Origin of the sequence: Anoxybacillus ayderensis (assembly GCF_000833605.1) — a bacterium.
GTDB lineage: Bacteria > Bacillota > Bacilli > Bacillales > Anoxybacillaceae > Anoxybacillus > Anoxybacillus ayderensis.
This window is the reverse complement of sequence record NZ_JXTG01000001.1, coordinates 217518-234966: the sequence shown is the minus strand read 5'-3', so window position 1 is coordinate 234966 and position 17449 is coordinate 217518. Positions and strand designations below refer to the sequence as shown.

The following is a 17449-nucleotide window of genomic DNA, read 5'->3' as shown; positions in this document are numbered from 1 at the left end:
CCCTACTTAATGAGCGCATTGCAGTCAATAATGAGCGCCACTTGTCCGTCACCTAAAATGGTCGCTCCAGAAATCGCAAACACGGACGTTAAGTAGTTGCCAAGCGATTTTAACACCACTTCTTGTTGACCAATAAACGAATCGACGACAAGTCCAGCCATTTTTTCACCCTTCCGCACCATGACGACCGATAAGAAATCGTCTTCTTCCTTGACGACAGGCACTTCAAAAATATCTTTTAAGAATAAAAGCGGAACAACTTTTCCACGGAAATCAATGACTTTTTGGTTATGAGCATGTAAAATATCTTCTTTCTTGACAATAGCCGTTTCGATAATAGATGACAGTGGAATCGCATATTTTTCCTTTTGAATTTCAACTAACATGACAGAAATAATAGATAGTGTAAGCGGTAGTTGAATCGAAAAGACGGAGCCGACTCCTTCCTCTGAATCAATTGATACCGAACCACCAAGCGATTCGATCGTGCTTTTTACAACATCTAAGCCGACGCCACGTCCAGAAATATCAGATACTTTATCTGCTGTCGAAAAACCTGAAGCAAAAATAAGCTCATATACTTGTTTATCCGTTAAATTCGCCGCATTTTGCTCGGAGATAATCCCTTTACTAATCGCTTTTCTCAACACTTTTTCACGGCTAATGCCTGCACCGTCATCTTCAATTTCAATAAATACATGGTTGCCGCTATGATACGCTTTTAACTTGACTGTCCCCTCTTCCGGCTTTCCTTTCGCACGGCGCACATCTGGCGTTTCAATACCGTGGTCGATCGCATTGCGCAATAAGTGAACGAGCGGATCGCCGATCTCATCAATCACCGTGCGATCAAGCTCCGTTTCTGCTCCGATAATTTCAAGGTTAATTTTCTTTCCTAAATCGCGAGCTAATTGACGAACCATGCGCGGGAAGCGGTTAAATACCGTTTCAACAGGGACCATGCGCATATTTAAAATGATGTTTTGCAAATCGCCTGAAATGCGTGACATACGTTCAACCGTTTCGTGTAATTCTGGGTTGTTTAGCTCGCGTGAAATTTGTTCCAATCGGCCGCGATCAATGACGAGCTCTTCGAACAAATTCATTAATATGTCGAGCCGCTCAATATTTACGCGAATCGTTTTATTGCTCACTTGCTTTCCCGTTTGCTTTTCTTCTTGTGCTTCTTGTTTTTTCTCAACCGTTTGTTCAACCGTTTTTGTTTCTTCTTTTTGTTCCTCTTTCTGCTCTTCTTTTTGTTCGACCGTGTTTTCAGATCTATGTAAATCAACCGGCTGAACGTTTACTTCTTCTACCTCGGACACTTTCATAATGCGTTTTTGTAACTCATCTTGTGATACTTTTGTCACAACTGTCACGACAAATTGATCGTCAAATTGTTCTGCTTCAAGCATTTCTACTGACGGAACAGATTTGATTACTTCACCAATTTGTTCAATGACTTCAAAAATCATAAATACACGAGCCGCTTTTAATAAGCAGTCGGAACGCAATTTTACGCTCACTTCGTAGCTATGAAATCCTTGCTCAGCTGACTGTTTTAAAATGGTGTATTCAAATTCATCGTATGTTTGCTCTTGGATTGCATTGCTTTTTTGTGGAGCGACAACGACTTCTCCTTTTTCGATTTGCTTTAACTGCGCGACAACGGCTGTAACGTCACGCTTTCCATCCCCACCTTCCGCAATGGAAACAACCATCGCTTCTAAATCGTCAACGGCACGGAAAATGACATCAAGCAACTCAGGTGTCACAGCAATTTTCCCATTGCGAATGCCATCAAGCACATTTTCCATTTGGTGTGTTAAATTCGCTAAGTCCTCAAATCCCATCGTCGCTGACATCCCTTTTAACGTGTGGGCAGAACGGAAAATTTCATTGACGATCGACACGTCATCTGGATTTTTTTCAAGCTCTAACAATTGTTCGTTAATCGTTTGTAAATGTTCTTTACTTTCATCAATAAACACTTCGAGGTATTGATTCATGTCCATTGTTCCTATCCCCCTCAAACTTGTACGTGCTTCATTACCGCTTCAGCAATATCATCAACATGAACAATTTCATCAACGACGTTCGCAGCAATGGCCGATTTTGGCATACCGAATACGACTGAAGATTCAGCAGATTCTGCAATAACAAACGTTTTACCAGACATTTTTAACTGTTTTAATCCTGCTGTGCCGTCTGAACCCATTCCCGTCATAACGACGGCAATTTTTTCGTAATCTGTTAGGGCGCTTAACGACTCAAACATGACGTCAACCGAAGGGCGGTGTCCGTTGCGCGGTGCTGCTTCATCGAGATGAATGGTAAGCGATGTACCGACATGTTTGACATGTAAATGTTTTCCACCCGGTGCGATATATGCCGTCCCTTTTTGAATAACTTCACCGTCTTCTGCTTCTTTCACCCGAATATCGCATAACGAATCGAGGCGGTTCGCTAACGATTTTGTAAATCCTTTTGGCATATGTTGCACAACTAAAATAGGTGCATCAATGGTCGCTGGAAATTTCGTTAACACGTGCTGAAGCGCACGCGGTCCACCCGTCGATGTACCGATGGCGATGATTTTTTTGTTTCCGCTCACATGTTGTCGTTCGCTTACCTCTATTTTACTATATTGCTTTTGTGGCAACATAGACATTTTTTGCTTTGTCTTTACCGTTCGCAAATTCGCTTCGCTCGCTAAAAGCACCTTTTCGATCATTTTATCTTTAATTTTATATAAATCTAGCGAGATGGCACCTGAGGGCTTAGCAATAAAATCAACGGCACCGTATTGCAACGCTAAAATTGTATTTTCCGCTCCTTCTGTCGTCGTGCTTGAAATCATCACAACAGGAAGCGGACGTTTCTGCATAATATGCTTTAGCGTCTCAAGCCCGTTCATGACAGGCATCTCAACATCTAACGTGACAACATCAGGTTGTAATTGCTCAATTTTTTGTAGCGCTTCTTGTCCATCACGTGCTGTACCGACAACGTGCAAGCGGGGATGTTCTGACAAAAAGTCGCTAATTAATTTTCGCATAAAAGCAGAGTCATCAACGACAAGCACTTTTGCTTTCTTCACGGCGATGATAACCTACCTTTCTAAAAAGTATTGACGCAGCTTGGCAAAAAAGTGAAACGGGCGTTTCTCTTTCCCCTCATGCTCTTCATCTGCTAAATAGCGATCTGTCATTTGTACTACCGCCTTGCTCGCCTTCGCACTCGGATCAAACAAAAGAAAAGGCGTTTGACGAATAACAGCTGTGCTTACTGTTCGATCTTCTGGCACATATCCTAAGGCATGTAACTCTTTTCCTAAAAAACGTTTCGCCACTTGTTTTAAACGTTGTAACGTTTCGATTCCTTCTTTATCCGAACGCACACGATTCACTAGCACATAAATCGGAAGGTGTGGGTCCGCTAAATGAATGTATTTCATCGTTGCGTATGCATCAGTTAAAGCGGTTGGTTCAGGGGTTGTTACGATGAAAATATCATCAACCGCCTTTAACAATTGAAGACGATCTTCGGACATCCCCGCTCCCATATCAAAAATGATGTAATCATATTGCACAGAAACGTGTTGTAACTGTTCAATAAAATATTCCACTTGTTGTTCGTCCATATGAAAAATTTCGGTAAATCCCGTTCCCCCTGCAATAAACGCCAACTCATTCGGTCCTGTCTTTATAATATCATGAATGGTGACATTTGGACGAAAAATATCGATGATCGTATGGGATGACGTTTGTCCAAGTAAAATGTCGATATTTCCCATTCCGATATCCATATCAAACAACAATACATGTTTCCCCCGCTGACGTAGCGCTAATGAAAAGTTTAGCGAAACGTTCGACTTTCCAACGCCACCTTTTCCACTTAACACAGCAATCGCTTTCGTTTCTGAACCGTGTTGCATTTTTTTCACACGTAAACGTAAGCTTTCCGCTTGATCTCTCATCATTGTTGCTCGACCCCGGTAATCATATTTGCCACAAGTTGTGGAGTAGCTTCAACGATATCGTCTGGCACGTTTTGCCCGTGCGTCATATACGCTGTACCGATACCGCATTGAACCATCATATTTAACATCGCCCCATGCCGACTCGTTTCGTCCATTTTCGTGAAAATAAATTTATGAATCGGAATGAGGGAAAACTGTGTATAAATTTCTTTCATATCTCGCCATTTCGCTGTTAACGATAAGACGAGAAATGTTTCCATTTCTTCATTAAAATCGATCATTTCTTTTAAATCGTTCACATATTGGACGTTGCGAAAATTTCTTCCGGCCGTATCAATAAAAACAATATCGTACGATGTAAGCTTCTCTTTTGCTTGGCGAAAATCGTCAAGATTGTAACATACTTCAATTGGCACATTTAAAATTTTTGCATATGTTTTTAGCTGATCAATCGCTGCGATGCGATACGTATCGGTCGTAATAAATGCTACTTTTTTTCTATGTTTAATGACGCAATCGGCTGCCATTTTCGCCAGTGTCGTCGTTTTTCCAACCCCTGTTGGTCCAACAACGTTAACGAATTTTTTTTGAAAAGAAATACCGCCGAACGAAAGAGAAGATAATGTGTTTACAATTTCCTCATAAAGCCATTTCTTTACTTCGTCATACGATCCGTTCGCTCCCGACGTGTACCATCGTTGCAACAAAGTAGACATGAACATCGCTCGCACATCATCGCTTACTTCTTGATCAATTAAATGGGCATCTATCGCTTTTAACGGAGCGGGGTAATGCTCAACTCCCCCTCCTTGTGACAACTGACGGATCGTCGCTTTTAATTCATGAATTTCTTTTAATAGCTGTTCATCACGCAACGGTTCTGTGCGCTCTTTTCGTTTTTCTTTCATTTTTTGAACAGGCGGAGTGGTTGGCTTTGGATCAACGGCAGCAATCACTTCAATATTTTTTCGGGAAAATAGACCAAGAAAGCCCTTTTTTTGTACGACTTTCGAGTTTAAAATAACAGCATCATTTCCAAGTTCCGCACGAATCATTTTCATCGCTTCTGGCATAGACGAAGCAACAAACTTTTTTACTTTCATTCCACATTCACCACCCCAACACTTTGAACTTCCACATTGGCTTCAAGTTCATTATACGACAAGACCGGAACGTGACGGAAATATCGTTCGGTTAATTGTCTAACATACATGCGCACAGCCGGCGAGCAAAGTAAAATCGGTGATTGATCTTGAAACGGAAATTGCTCAATTTGCATAGCAATCGCTTCAATAATCGCTTGTGAAACAACGGGATCAAGCGCCAAGTAATTGCCGTGTTCCGTTTGTTGCACGCCTTCGGCAATCATTTTTTCAACTTTTCCTGATAATGTAATAACACGCAACGGCTGACCTTCAACAACATACTGGCTCGTAATTTGACGCGCGAGCGCTTGACGCACATATTCTGTTAAAAGATCTGGATCTGTTGTCATTCGTCCAAAATCTGCAAGCGTTTCAAAAATAACCGGCAAATTGCGGATCGATACTTTTTCACGTAATAAATTCGCAAGCACTTTTTGAATGTCGCCAACCGATAGTGGATTCGGCGTCACTTCTTCAACTAAAATTGGATACGATTCTTTGACATGATCGATTAACTGCTTCGTTTCTTGTCGACCGAGCAACTCATGCGCATGCGCTTTTAACAGCTCAGTGATATGCGTCGATACGACAGATGGCGGATCAACGACCGTATATCCAAACATTTCAGCTCGCTCTTTCATTTCTTCGGAAATCCATTTTGCTGGCAAACCGAAAGCCGGCTCAATCGTATCGATTCCTTCAATGGAATCATCATCAACGCCAGGGCTCATCGCTAAATAATGATCAAGCAACAACTCGCCACGCGCCACTTCATTTCCTTTAATTTTTAGTCGATACTCATTCGGCTGCAGTTGAATGTTATCACGAATGCGAACAACAGGAATGACGATACCAAGCTCTAAAGCAAGTTGGCGACGAATCATGACGATACGATCTAATAAATCTCCGCCTTGATTAGCGTCAGCAAGCGGAATGAGTCCGTACCCAAACTCAAATTCAATTGGGTCGACACTTAATAAACTAACAACACTTTCTGGACTTTTCATTTGATCGGTTTCGATTTCCTCTTCTGTCTCTTCTGTTGTCGTTTCTGCCACACGAGCTTGTTTTGTCAATTGATATGCGCCGAAAGCAAGCAAAGAAGCAATCGGAATCGTTAACAAATCATTAATTGGAGTGAACAACCCGAGTAAAAAAATGGTTCCCGCTGTGACGTATAACATTTTCGGATACGCAAACAGCTGCCGCATAATGTCGGCACCTAAATTATCATCAGAGGCTGCACGGGTGACGACAATACCAGTGGCCGTTGAAATTAATAACGCTGGAATTTGGCTAACAATTCCGTCCCCAACGGTCAATAGCGTATATCTTCTTGCTGCTTCCCCGATGTCCATCCCTTGTTGCACCATGCCGATGACGATTCCAAATAACATGTTAATTAATACAATAATAATTCCTGCGATCGCGTCACCTTTTACGAACTTACTCGCTCCGTCCATCGCACCGTAAAAATCCGCTTCTTGCGCAATTTTTTCACGTCGTTCTCTCGCTTGTTGTTCGGAGATAATGCCGGCATTTAAATCGGCATCAATGCTCATTTGTTTTCCCGGCATCGCATCGAGCGTAAAACGAGCCGCAACTTCTGATACGCGCTCCGCCCCTTTTGTAATGACGACAAATTGAATAATAATTAAAATTAAAAAGACAACAAAACCAACAACAACATTTCCACCGATGACGAACGTTCCAAACGTTTCAACGACTCCTCCTGCTTCTCCTCTGCTCAAAATCGAGCGAGTCGTTGAAACGTTCAAACCGAGGCGAAATAATGTAAGCAAAAGGAGAAGCGAAGGGAAGATCGAAAATTGGAGCGGTTCGCGCATATTCATCGATGTTAAGAGAACGAGCAACGCAAGAGAAATATTCATAATAATGAGGATGCTAAGCAACCATGATGGTAGAGGGATGATGAGCATCGCTACAATTAATACAACCATAAGTAATACAGATAAGTCCCTTGCCGACATAAACGTTCTCTCCTGTTCACATACATAAAAATTAAAGTTTATTTTTCGTTTTATAAACGTACGCTAAAATTTCTGCTACCGCTTTGAAAAAAGCTTCCGGAATAACCATCCCGATATCTGTTTGATCGTATAGTGCGCGCGCAAGCGGACGATTTTCAACGATCATCACATCGTTTTTTTTAGCAATATCTTTTATTTTTTGTGCCATATAGTCTGCCCCTTTGGCGACAACGATCGGGGCATCTGCTTGTTGTTCATCATACTTTAACGCAACGGCAAAATGCGTCGGGTTTGTAATAACAACATCTGCTTTCGGCACTTCTTGCATCATACGGCGCATCGCCATTTCTCGCTGCTTTTGCTTAATGCGCGATTTAATGAGCGGGTCTCCTTCCGTCTTTTTATATTCATCTTTAATATCTTGCTTTGACATACGAATATTTTTTTCAAAATCGTACCGTTGATACAAATAATCGAATATCGAAAGAAACAGTAAAGCGACAGAAGCGACGATCCCCATTTGAATCGTTAAACGTCCAAGCGTGATCGCACTAGCACCAATTGATTTATGGGATAGCGATAAAATATCACCCATGTGCAACCATAAAACTGAAAATGTCACAACGCCAACAAACAGCACTTTTAAAATCGACTTTAACAATTCTACAAGTGAACGAAGGGAAAAGATGCGCTTGAATCCTTGAATCGGATCGAGTTTACTTAGTTTCATTTGCAACGGTTCTGTCGTAAACAAAAAGCCAACTTGCACAAAATTAACAAATAGCGCTGCGGCAATCGAGGCTAAAAAAATCGGTCCAACAAGCATCGCAAGCTGGCGAAGAAGGTCAACAAAAATAAGCTGCACAGAATCAACCGTCACATCCATGAAAAAATAATGTTGAAAAGATTGACGAAACAGTCGTACAATCGCATCTCCCCACAAGCCCGAAGAAAACGAAAGAGTAAGAAAAACGACGAGCATTAAAAAAGCTGCAGTCGCATCAGCACTTTTCGCTACTTGCCCTTTTTTGCGCACTTCTTGCCGTTTTCTCGGCGTTGCTTTTTCTGTTTTTTCTCCGGCGAAAAACTGCAAATCAACCGACAGCCAGCTCACGTTACGCGCCCCCTAACAGCTTCATCATGCCGCGCATCGACGTAAAAGTGAATTCAAACAGTTGTTTTGTTACGACAAACATGCTTGAAAATACAATGACAAACAAAACAAAACTAACGATAATTTTTACAGGCAATCCAATAACAAAAATGTTCATTTGAGGAACGGTGCGTGCGACAATGCCAAGCGCTACATCCACTAAAAATAAACAGCCGACAATGGGAATGGCCATTTGTAACGCAATGACAAACATCGCTTGAAATAAACGAACGACTTGTTCTGCGATTTGTCCATTTCCGAAAGAAATGAGGCGCTCGAGCGGAATGAACTGATAACTATAAAAAATACCGTCTAACAACAAATGATGTCCATTGACGGCAAGTAAAAAAAACAAAGCGATCGTATACAAATATTGTCCCATTAATGGGCTTTGTGCGCCTGTTTGTGGATCGATGACGTTTGCGATCGCAAAGCCCATTTGAAAATCAATGAGTCCGCCCGCAATTTGAATCGCTGACATGATAATAAACGCAACAAGCCCAATCAACAGCCCGACAAGCACTTCTTTAATTAGCAACATCATATACGTTCCGTCAACATCGATCGGTTTCGGATCAAGGGAAAAAAACATGATCCAACTAATGAAAAAGGCAAAACCGATTTTATGAACGTTTGGCACATTCCGATAAGAGAAAAGCGGCATCGTCGCAAAAAAGGAAGCGACGCGCGCAAAAATAAGCAAAAACGTTGGTACATACGTGTATAACTCCATACGCTTCATCCTACAAATTTACTTAAGTTACTAAAAATATTGTATGCATACGAAATCATGCGCGAAAGCATCCACGGTCCGAAAAAAACGAGACCGATGAGAACAGCGACAATTTTTGGAACGAACGCTAACGTCTGTTCTTGAATTTGTGTCGTTGCCTGCAAAATGCTGACAAATAATCCGACCGCAAGCGCAAGCAACATGAGCGGTCCACATACGATAAGCACCATATATACGCCGCGTTCTGCCACTTGAATGACAAAATCGGGACTCATTTTTCCCACCTACTTTAAAAGCTTTCTAATAACGATTTCACAACTAAATACCAACCGTCCACGAGAACAAATAATAAAATTTTAAACGGCAACGAAATCATGACCGGCGGCAACATCATCATCCCCATCGACATTAACACGCTTGCAACAATCATATCAATCACTAAAAACGGGATGAATAGCATAAAGCCGATTTGAAAAGCCGTTTTTAATTCGCTAATCGCAAATGCAGGGACGAGTGCTGACATCGGAATATCTTGCACCGTTTTTGGCTGTTCAGCTCCTGCATAGCTTAAAAATAAAGCTAAATCTTTTTGCCGCGTATGTTTGCTCATAAACTCTTTCAACGGCACTTCGGCTCGTTCATATGCTTGCTCTAAGTTAATTTTTTCATCAAATAACGGTTGTAAAGCGTCACGGTTAATTTGTTGAAATGTCGGTGCCATAATAAAAAATGTTAAAAATAGCGATAGCCCGATGATCACTTGGTTTGGCGGCATTTGTTGCGTGCCGAGCGCTGTTCTGACAAACGATAAGACGATGACGATGCGCGTAAACGATGTCACCATAATTAAAATGCCAGGTGCAATCGACAACACGGTTAACAACAATAACAGCTTCACAGATGTCGCTACATTGTCAGGGGCGCTATTGTTAAAAAACTGCATCACTTCATTCATGTGGATCCCTTTCTTTTTCTAGCGCTCTCATCGCTTTTTTTCGCTCTTCAGCTAACCGTTGTAACTCGCGATCAAACAACTGACGAAAACGAGGTTCGCTCGCTTTTCGCTGCCAAAGCGATTGGAGCGATTTCCATACGCTCGTATCAAGCAATGAATCAAGCCGCGCTTCATGTTGCTTAAGCAGCTCTTCAATTTCTTGTTCGTCCGTAATTTCTTTCAATAAATGGATCGATTCCCCCACACCGACGACAAACACACGTCGACCAACTTTCACAATTTGAATCGTTCGATTCGTTCCTAAACTTGTCCCACCTAAATGTTGAATGAGCCCTTTTCGCTCATAAAATCGGTTTTGTTTATTTAGCCATTTTAAAAGGGTATATAACAAAAACACAACAAAAGCCGTTGCAGCGATTAGTTTCGCAAAATCCCAAAACGTAATCGGATCTGGTTGGGCAACCGTTTCCGCTTTCGTTGCCCCGTTCACTTGTTGTTCTTTACACTTTTCTGGATGCTCTACACATTCTTTGACGCTATTCGTTTGTTCTGCAAAAGCAGGGGAAACTGCTTGCAGAACAACGAACGCGCACAACATCATGATGCGAATATAGCGCAATGAATTCCACCTCTAACCGAGCGTTTTATTAATGGCTTCAATAACGCGATCTGCTTGGAACGGTTTGACGATAAAGTCTTTTGCTCCTGCTTGAATCGCATCAATGACCATCGCTTGTTGTCCCATGGCCGAACACATAATGACTTTTGCGTTGCTATCAATTTTTTTAATTTCTTTCAACGCTGTAATGCCGTCCATTTCTGGCATCGTAATGTCCATCGTAACTAAGTCTGGACGAAACTCTTTATATTTTTCTACCGCTTGCGCTCCATCAGCTGCCTCAGCAACGACTTCATGTCCGTTTTTCGTTAAAATATCTTTAATCATCATTCGCATAAATGCTGCATCATCAACAATTAAAATTCTCGCCATTCTCCAAAAACCTCCCAAATTATCGTAATTTGTTTAATCGATCGCTCTGGCTAATAATGCTTGTCACGCGCACGCCAAAATTTTCATCAATGACAACGACTTCACCTTTGGCGATCAATTTATTGTTTACTAAAATGTCAACCGGTTCACCAGCCAGCTTATCGAGTTCGATAATGGACCCTGACGATAAACTTAAAATATCTTGAACAGAGCGCTTCGTTCGCCCAAGCTCTACCGTCACTTGCAACGGAATATCAAGCAACATGTCGAGATTGCGCGATTCCGTCTCTGGCAACGGCGCTGGTTCAAAACTTGCAAAAGCAACAGGCTGAACGTTGACAGGCTGCTGCACAGCTCCGGTTCCTACATGTTGAGGAGCTTCTTTTTGCGTTTGTTGAGCCGGTGAAGGCGCTTGTTGTGTTTGTGCGGATGGCGCGGTTTGACGTGGCTCATTCGTATTTATTGTAGCTGATGTTTGTGCCTTTGTACTAGACGGATTTAATAAATTTTCGACTAATTCTTTCGCAAAATGAATCGGCAACAGTTGCATAATGTTCGAATCAATTAAGTTGCCTACTTTTAAACGAAACGATACTTTTACAAGCACATCGTCTGGCGGTAAATATTCAAATCCTTCTCCTTCTGATAAATCAAGCAAATGTAAACTTGGCGGAGAAATATCGACTTTTTTACTAAAAATCGTCGACATCGATGTGGCAGCGGAACCCATCATTTGGTTCATCGCTTCTTGCACGGCACTTAGCTGAATTTCATCCATGAATGCTGGCGGATTTGTTCCGTCTCCACCCATCATCAAATCAGCAATAATGGCCGCGTCAGACTGCTTAATCACAAGCAAATTCGTTCCTAAAAATCCTTCCGTATAGCTCACTTGAATCGCCACATACGGATGTGGAAACTCCTCTGCCACGCGTGCACGCTCAATGAGCGAAACGCTCGGTGTTGTAATTTCCACTTTTTGATTTAATAACATCGAGAGCGCTGTCGCTGAACTACCAAACGAAATGTTTCCAATTTCACCAAGTGCATCTTGTTCGATCGGTGTTAACACTTCATCGATCGACATTGTGCTAGACGGCATCGGGTCTTCGTCAATTCCTCGCAACAACGCATCAATCTCGTCTTGAGATAACATATCGTCACTCATCATCGCCGTCTTCCCCCTTTATCACATCTAAAATTTGTACGGCTAATCGTTTATTCATTTTTCCGGGCTGTCCAATAAATTTCGGCACATCCCCTACTTTGATCACAAGCGGATCGCGCACGGTTTGATCTAGTTGAATGACATCGCCAACGGAAAGTTGTAAAAATTCTTGGATAGAAATGGTCGATGTGCCAAGCTCTGCGATCATCGGCACTTTCGTTTGTTTTAGTCGCTTTTGTAACGTCGCCACTTCTTCTGGTTCGCGCGCTTTTTTTTGCGTTTGCATCCAATAATGAACCGATAATTTCGGAATAATTGGTTCTAACACAACATGCGGAATACAAATATTAATCATGCCACTCGTATCACCAATTTGCGTATTTAACGAAATAACAACAACCGTCTCATTTGGTGATACCATTTGTAAAAATTGCGGGTTTACTTCAAAATCTGTTAACATCGGATCGATATCCGCTACCGACTCCCACGCTTCACGCAAGTTGCTAAACGCTTTTTCAAACAAATTTGACATAATTTTTGTTTCGATTTCTGTTAAGTTTTCAATTTTGTTCAAACTTACCCCTCTGCCGCCTAATACGCGATCAAGCATCGCATAAGCGATATTTGGGTTCACTTCTAACAGCACGCGTCCATCAAGTGGAGGGACTTCAAACACTGTTAAAATCGTCATTTTCGGAATGGAACGAATAAATTCCTCATACGGCAATTGGTCAGCCGATGCGACAGAAATTTGTACATATGTTCGCAACTGCGCTGAAAAAAATGTCGTTAATAATCGGGCAAAGTTTTCGTGCATGCGCGTTAAACTGCGAATTTGGTCTTTTGAAAACCGCAATGCCCGTTTAAAGTCATACACTTTTACTTTTTTCTCTGCTTCTTCCTTTTTCAATTCATCGGCACTCATCTCTCCAGCAGATAGCGCCGCCAGCAACGCATCTATTTCACTTTGCGATAAAACTTCTCCTGACACCGTTCTCACCTCCTACTCCTATTCATTTTATTTACTGGAGAATAAAGGAGGTTATATAAATTTTCTCAACTTTTCCTTCTTGCATGACCTCATTGATGCGTTCACGCAATTTTTTCTCTAAAAGTAGTTTTCCTTGTTTTCCTTTAAACTGTTCCGCTGTCATTTCTGACAATTCTTCAATAATGATATTTTTAATTTGAAAATCGCGTTTTTCTGCTTCTTCTTTTGCTTTTTCGCTATCTGTTTGAATTTTAAACGCAATTTTAATAAAGCTACCGTCCATTAAATTCGTCATCATTTCCGGTACATCAAATGAGCTTGCAACAATTTCATCGACCGTCGGTTCTTTCGGCTCATCGTTCCCCATAAACTTCATAACTACAACAAGTGCGACAACACTAACGAGCGTAATAACCCCCATCACAATAAGCATCATTTTTAACATTTTATTGTCCTTCAACGTCGGATCCCTCCGCATCTCTCCTTAATCCGAGAACAGAAATGTTACGATAAAACGTTTCTACTAATAACATAACATCTTCAACAGACTCCCGCACGACAAACTTTTTACCATTCGTTAACGTAATTGTCGTATCTGGGAATGCTTCCACTTGCTCTATGTAAATGGCGTTTAACGTAAAAGGTTTGCCGTTTAACCGCGTTAATTGAATCATTATGTATCGGGGGCAAACGCCCCCGTCCCCCCTTTATTTATTATTTCTTCAAGTTAACAAGCTCTTGTAAAATTTCGTCCGACGTTGTAATAATGCGCGTATTTGCCTGGAATCCGCGTTGTGCGACGATCATTTCCGTAAATTCTTCGGATAAGTCTACGTTCGACATTTCTAAAGCGCCGGAAATAATTTCGCCCGCGCCGTTTAAACCAGGGCGCGATAACTCATTAATCGTCAAACCGTTCGCATTTCGGTCAAGCTTACCGGAGTTGTTTGTTTCTTTAAACGTATTGCCGCCCATTTTTTCTAAACCGGTTGGGTTTGGAAATTGCGCCAACAAAATTTGTCCAGCAATTTTTAATTGTCCGTTGCTATCAATAAATGTCACTTTTCCGTCCGCTGTAATTCCAAAGCTTTTCGCTGTTTTCGGAATTTGAATTAACCCTGGTTCAAAACTTGTCACGTTGCCGTATTTTGGCTCGCTATAATCTTGCAACACTTGTTGAATGCTCTCAATAGCCCCACTAATTCCTTCCAAGTATGGACCCATCATTTTTTCTGCTTGATCTAGCGTACTTGGCCATCCGCTCGTCGGAATCGTTGTCATGTTGTTAATACTTGCTTTTGGAGAAACATTGTTATTAAAGTTGCCCACATTTGTATTCATATTGTTTATTTGCGTATTAAAGTTATTGATAAAAGTATTAAAGTTAGAAAACGAAGGAGGGTCAAAGTTATTTTTCCAATTTTGAACAAAATTAACTAATCCACTAGATCCATTAACAAAGCTATCGAGCTGAGTTCTTAAAGTGTTCACTTGAGTAAGGTTCGTGGCAGAAGGCAATGTTTTAATCGCTGCTTCACCAATTAAATACTGTCCATCTGCATTTACGACATATCCATACTCATCTAAATAAAAGTTTCCAGCACGTGTAAAGCTTAAGTTAAAGACACGGTCGATCGGTACACCTGTATTTACTTTATTTGTTCCTAATTTCCCAGCCGGTCCATCCATACTAATTAACGTTACATCGTTAATCGAACCGACGACGAAAAATCCGTCGCCACCGAGCGCTAAGTCAAGTGGGCGCGATGTTGTTTGCGTCGATCCTTGCGTATGAATCGTTTCAATTGAACCGAGGCCGCTTCCTAGTCCGATTTGTTTGCCGTTAATTCCTCCACGCGTTCCTGTTGATGATGTCGCCGCGGAAATTTGTTGGGAAACGAGATCTTTAAATGTGACGCGCGCTTTTTTATAGCCATACGTATTGACGTTAGAAATATTGTTACCAATCACGTCTAATTTATATTGAAAGTTGCGAATACCACCAATGCCTGTAAACATGGAACGTAACATATAATCCTCTCCTTTTCATCATTTGAGCGGCTTCTGTCATTCCGCACGCTCGAAGGCTTCCAAATGAAGGTCCAGCCTTATATAATAATCGCACCATTGATGTTTGTGAACAGTTGCGTTTGCGCTTCTTCACGATGCATTGCTGTAATGACCGTTTGATTCACAGCGCTGACAATGAGTGCCGCTTCATCTGTAATGACGAGCGAATCGCGCACCCCTTTTTGTTTCGCTTCGACAATTTTTTGTCCGATCATTTCCCATTGTTCATCGTTAATATGAATATTTCGTTCTTGCAATCGTTGTTGAGCATGTTTGCTTATTTTTAACGTTTGTTCAGCTTTGGCAAGCTCATCCCGAAACGATTGTCGCTCTGTTGAAACGACCGCTTGTTTTTTTGTCGGAATAAGCGGAGTGTGCGGGAAAAATTGAATGCGATTCATTCACTCACCTCCTTTATTGCGACACTTTTGTGACGCGAGAGGCTAAAACAGTTTCCCCTTGTTCAAGCTCTAACCATACTTCCGTTCCTTTTTGAACGACCGCTTTCACAACGCCGCTTTGTTCATCCCATGTGACCGTTTTGCCAATCCATTCGCTATATTGAGCAAGCGATGGCGTCGATTGTTGTTGAATTGACTTTTTTAACAAATCTAGCGTCGTCACAAGTTTTTCTGATGTACCTGTTTGTGTCTCGATAAATTTGCTCATCATATTTGACATATTTACCATTTGTTCAAGCGATGAAAAATTCGCCATTTGCGAAATAAATTCACGGTCTTCCATCGGATTTAACGGATCTTGATGCTGCAATTGGGCAATTAAAATTTTTAAAAAATCATCTTTTCCTAATGAGCTTTTTCCTGTTGCTCTTTGTTGTGTTTGACGCTGTGATAAAAATAAGCTCGGATCAATGGCTGTCACGTTCATCACCTCTTTTCAAAGTCAAACCATTCTTTCAACCACTCATCAAAAGATTCGTCATGTTGTTTCTTTTGTTCTTTTTGTTGTTCTTGGTGCTGCTGTTTTTGTTGTTGGAATGAATGGTCGCGAAATTTTGCTTCATCAAATACATGAAACTTCTCAACGGTAATATGATCAACAATATGTGACAGCTGATGAATATGTTGTTCAACTAACTGTTTCGCCGCATCGGTTGATGTAATCATTTTTGCCGTCAATTTTCCTTTTTGTTGAATGAGCTTAATTGTGACATACCCTAAATGTTCCGGATGCAAACGAATAAGCATTTGTGTATTGCCATTTTTCCATTGCGTCAGTTTACTTGTTCGCAAAATGCGTTCAAACTGTGTAACAAAAGGCGTATCTTTTGTTGTATCGATCGTTTTGAGTTCCATCGGTGCATGTTCATTTGTTTGCCCGACATGTAACATATGTTCATACTTGGGAGCAATCGGTTGTTTACGATCTTGTAATAATGATGTAGGTTCTTTTTGGGCAAGTAGCTGTGCTTGTGATAACGATGTAAATTGTTTTTGGACAGCTTGTTTCTCTTGCGTTAATGAGCCAACATCTTTGGAATCCACTTGTTGCCCTTGTAATAGTGCAACGCCTTTGGAATCCACTTGTTGCCCTTGTAATAGTGCAACGCCTTTGGAATCCACTCGTTCCCCTTGTAATAATGCAGCGCCTTTTAAATCAAATCTTTGTTCTTGCAAACGTGATGTGAATGGCGCATCTTTCAACAGATTTTCGAGCGTGCGATCGTCTGGCGTGTGAGACGTAGCAATCGCTCGTTTGTCACTCTCGTTCATTTCTTTTATTAAATTTTGCAACATCGCTGTCATCGTGCTACTTTGCTCATCACCCATGCTAAACATCGTGCGCATCTTTGTGCGTACTTGTTCGATGATCGGCTCTGGAATCGTCTGCTGCTTTTGTTCGAGTTGAAACAATACCATCATAAGCGCAAGTTCATCTTCTTCGTTTCGATCATTTTCTGACGCAAACATCGTTTCAAACGGTTGACTTGTTGAAAAACGATCGACCATTTTCTCTCTTACTTCTTCTGGTAAAAAAGAAAGGAACGACTGTATCATTTCGTTTGACAACATGTCGGCATCTGCATACGTGACATCGTCCGGTAGTTGCGTCAACCATTGTTGCAATGCTTCCCAATCGATTGATTGCACCATATGTTGCTCAGGCGATGGTTGTAGTGCCGACTGTTGCCGTAGCGACAAAAGCAAATGAGCAAATGCGTTGCCATCATTCGTTTGGACCGTTGTTTGTGCCTGTTGCCCTCGAAACGAAGTCAACGAGGAAATCGGTGCGATATTCATGTTTTCACC

The 17449-nt window shown here is 41.4% G+C and carries 19 protein-coding genes; all 19 read right to left on the bottom strand.

Annotated features, from left to right (window positions below; all coding sequences use genetic code 11):
- Positions 1-2: 2 nt before the first annotated feature.
- Positions 3-2015 (bottom strand): chemotaxis protein CheA, encoded by a 2013-nt coding sequence (locus tag JV16_RS01225; protein ID WP_021094194.1) that lies wholly within the window; start codon positions 2013-2015, stop codon positions 3-5.
- Positions 2016-2029: 14 nt separating this feature from the next.
- Positions 2030-3100: a protein-glutamate methylesterase/protein-glutamine glutaminase gene (locus tag JV16_RS01220; RefSeq protein WP_042533876.1), complete on the bottom strand. Its 1071-nt coding sequence runs from the start codon at positions 3098-3100 to the stop codon at positions 2030-2032.
- Positions 3101-3112: 12 nt separating this feature from the next.
- Positions 3113-3982, bottom strand: coding sequence for a MinD/ParA family protein (locus JV16_RS01215; protein ID WP_021094196.1), 870 nt, complete (start codon positions 3980-3982; stop codon positions 3113-3115).
- Positions 3979-5085, bottom strand: a complete 1107-nt coding sequence (gene flhF / locus JV16_RS01210) for a flagellar biosynthesis GTPase FlhF (RefSeq protein WP_021094197.1) — start codon at positions 5083-5085, stop codon at positions 3979-3981. The genes JV16_RS01215 and flhF overlap by 4 nt, the downstream gene beginning before the upstream one ends.
- Positions 5082-7118 carry a flagellar biosynthesis protein FlhA gene (gene flhA / locus JV16_RS01205; protein ID WP_021094198.1) on the bottom strand — a complete coding sequence of 679 codons (2037 nt, stop codon included), beginning with the start codon at positions 7116-7118 and terminating at the stop codon, positions 5082-5084. Before flhA ends, flhF begins: the two co-directional genes overlap by 4 nt.
- A 31-nt stretch (positions 7119-7149) precedes the next feature.
- Positions 7150-8232 carry a flagellar biosynthesis protein FlhB gene (flhB, locus tag JV16_RS01200; RefSeq protein ID WP_042533874.1) on the bottom strand — a complete coding sequence of 361 codons (1083 nt, stop codon included), beginning with the start codon at positions 8230-8232 and terminating at the stop codon, positions 7150-7152.
- A 1-nt stretch (position 8233) separates the two neighbouring features.
- On the bottom strand, positions 8234-9013 hold the full coding sequence (gene fliR, locus JV16_RS01195) for a flagellar biosynthetic protein FliR (RefSeq protein ID WP_081977232.1): 780 nt from the start codon (positions 9011-9013) through the stop codon (positions 8234-8236).
- On the bottom strand, positions 9010-9279 hold the full coding sequence (gene fliQ, locus JV16_RS01190; protein ID WP_021094201.1) for a flagellar biosynthesis protein FliQ: 270 nt from the start codon (positions 9277-9279) through the stop codon (positions 9010-9012). Before fliQ ends, fliR begins: the two co-directional genes overlap by 4 nt.
- A gap of 14 nt (positions 9280-9293) precedes the next feature.
- A complete protein-coding gene (gene fliP / locus JV16_RS01185) occupies positions 9294-9959 on the bottom strand; it encodes a flagellar type III secretion system pore protein FliP (RefSeq protein WP_021094202.1) in 666 nt (221 codons plus the stop codon).
- A complete protein-coding gene (gene fliZ / locus JV16_RS01180) occupies positions 9952-10578 on the bottom strand; it encodes a flagella biosynthesis regulatory protein FliZ (protein ID WP_021094203.1) in 627 nt (208 codons plus the stop codon). The genes fliP and fliZ overlap by 8 nt, the downstream gene beginning before the upstream one ends.
- 12 nt (positions 10579-10590) lie before the next feature.
- The gene (locus tag JV16_RS01175; protein WP_003394872.1) at positions 10591-10950 is read right to left on the bottom strand and encodes a response regulator; all 360 of its coding nucleotides are present in this window, start codon (positions 10948-10950) and stop codon (positions 10591-10593) included.
- A 19-nt stretch (positions 10951-10969) separates the two neighbouring features.
- A complete protein-coding gene (gene fliY, locus JV16_RS01170) occupies positions 10970-12121 on the bottom strand; it encodes a flagellar motor switch phosphatase FliY (protein WP_009732897.1) in 1152 nt (383 codons plus the stop codon).
- Positions 12111-13109 carry a flagellar motor switch protein FliM gene (gene fliM, locus JV16_RS01165; RefSeq protein WP_021094204.1) on the bottom strand — a complete coding sequence of 333 codons (999 nt, stop codon included), beginning with the start codon at positions 13107-13109 and terminating at the stop codon, positions 12111-12113. Before fliM ends, fliY begins: the two co-directional genes overlap by 11 nt.
- 31 nt (positions 13110-13140) lie before the next feature.
- A complete protein-coding gene (gene fliL, locus JV16_RS01160) occupies positions 13141-13554 on the bottom strand; it encodes a flagellar basal body-associated protein FliL (protein ID WP_084220248.1) in 414 nt (137 codons plus the stop codon).
- A gap of 1 nt (position 13555) precedes the next feature.
- The gene (locus JV16_RS01155; protein WP_021094206.1) at positions 13556-13783 is read right to left on the bottom strand and encodes a flagellar FlbD family protein; all 228 of its coding nucleotides are present in this window, start codon (positions 13781-13783) and stop codon (positions 13556-13558) included.
- Between the two features lie 40 nt (positions 13784-13823).
- A complete protein-coding gene (locus JV16_RS01150; RefSeq protein ID WP_021094207.1) occupies positions 13824-15140 on the bottom strand; it encodes a flagellar hook-basal body complex protein in 1317 nt (438 codons plus the stop codon).
- A gap of 77 nt (positions 15141-15217) precedes the next feature.
- Positions 15218-15580, bottom strand: coding sequence for a TIGR02530 family flagellar biosynthesis protein (locus JV16_RS01145; RefSeq protein ID WP_021094208.1), 363 nt, complete (start codon positions 15578-15580; stop codon positions 15218-15220).
- Between the two features lie 13 nt (positions 15581-15593).
- Complete coding sequence (locus JV16_RS01140) at positions 15594-16061, bottom strand: FlgD family protein (protein WP_021094209.1); 468 nt, start codon at positions 16059-16061, stop codon at positions 15594-15596.
- A gap of 5 nt (positions 16062-16066) precedes the next feature.
- Entirely contained in the window at positions 16067-17440 is a 1374-nt protein-coding gene (locus JV16_RS01135) for a flagellar hook-length control protein FliK (protein ID WP_021094210.1), read from the bottom strand.
- Between the last annotated feature and the right edge of the window lie 9 nt (positions 17441-17449).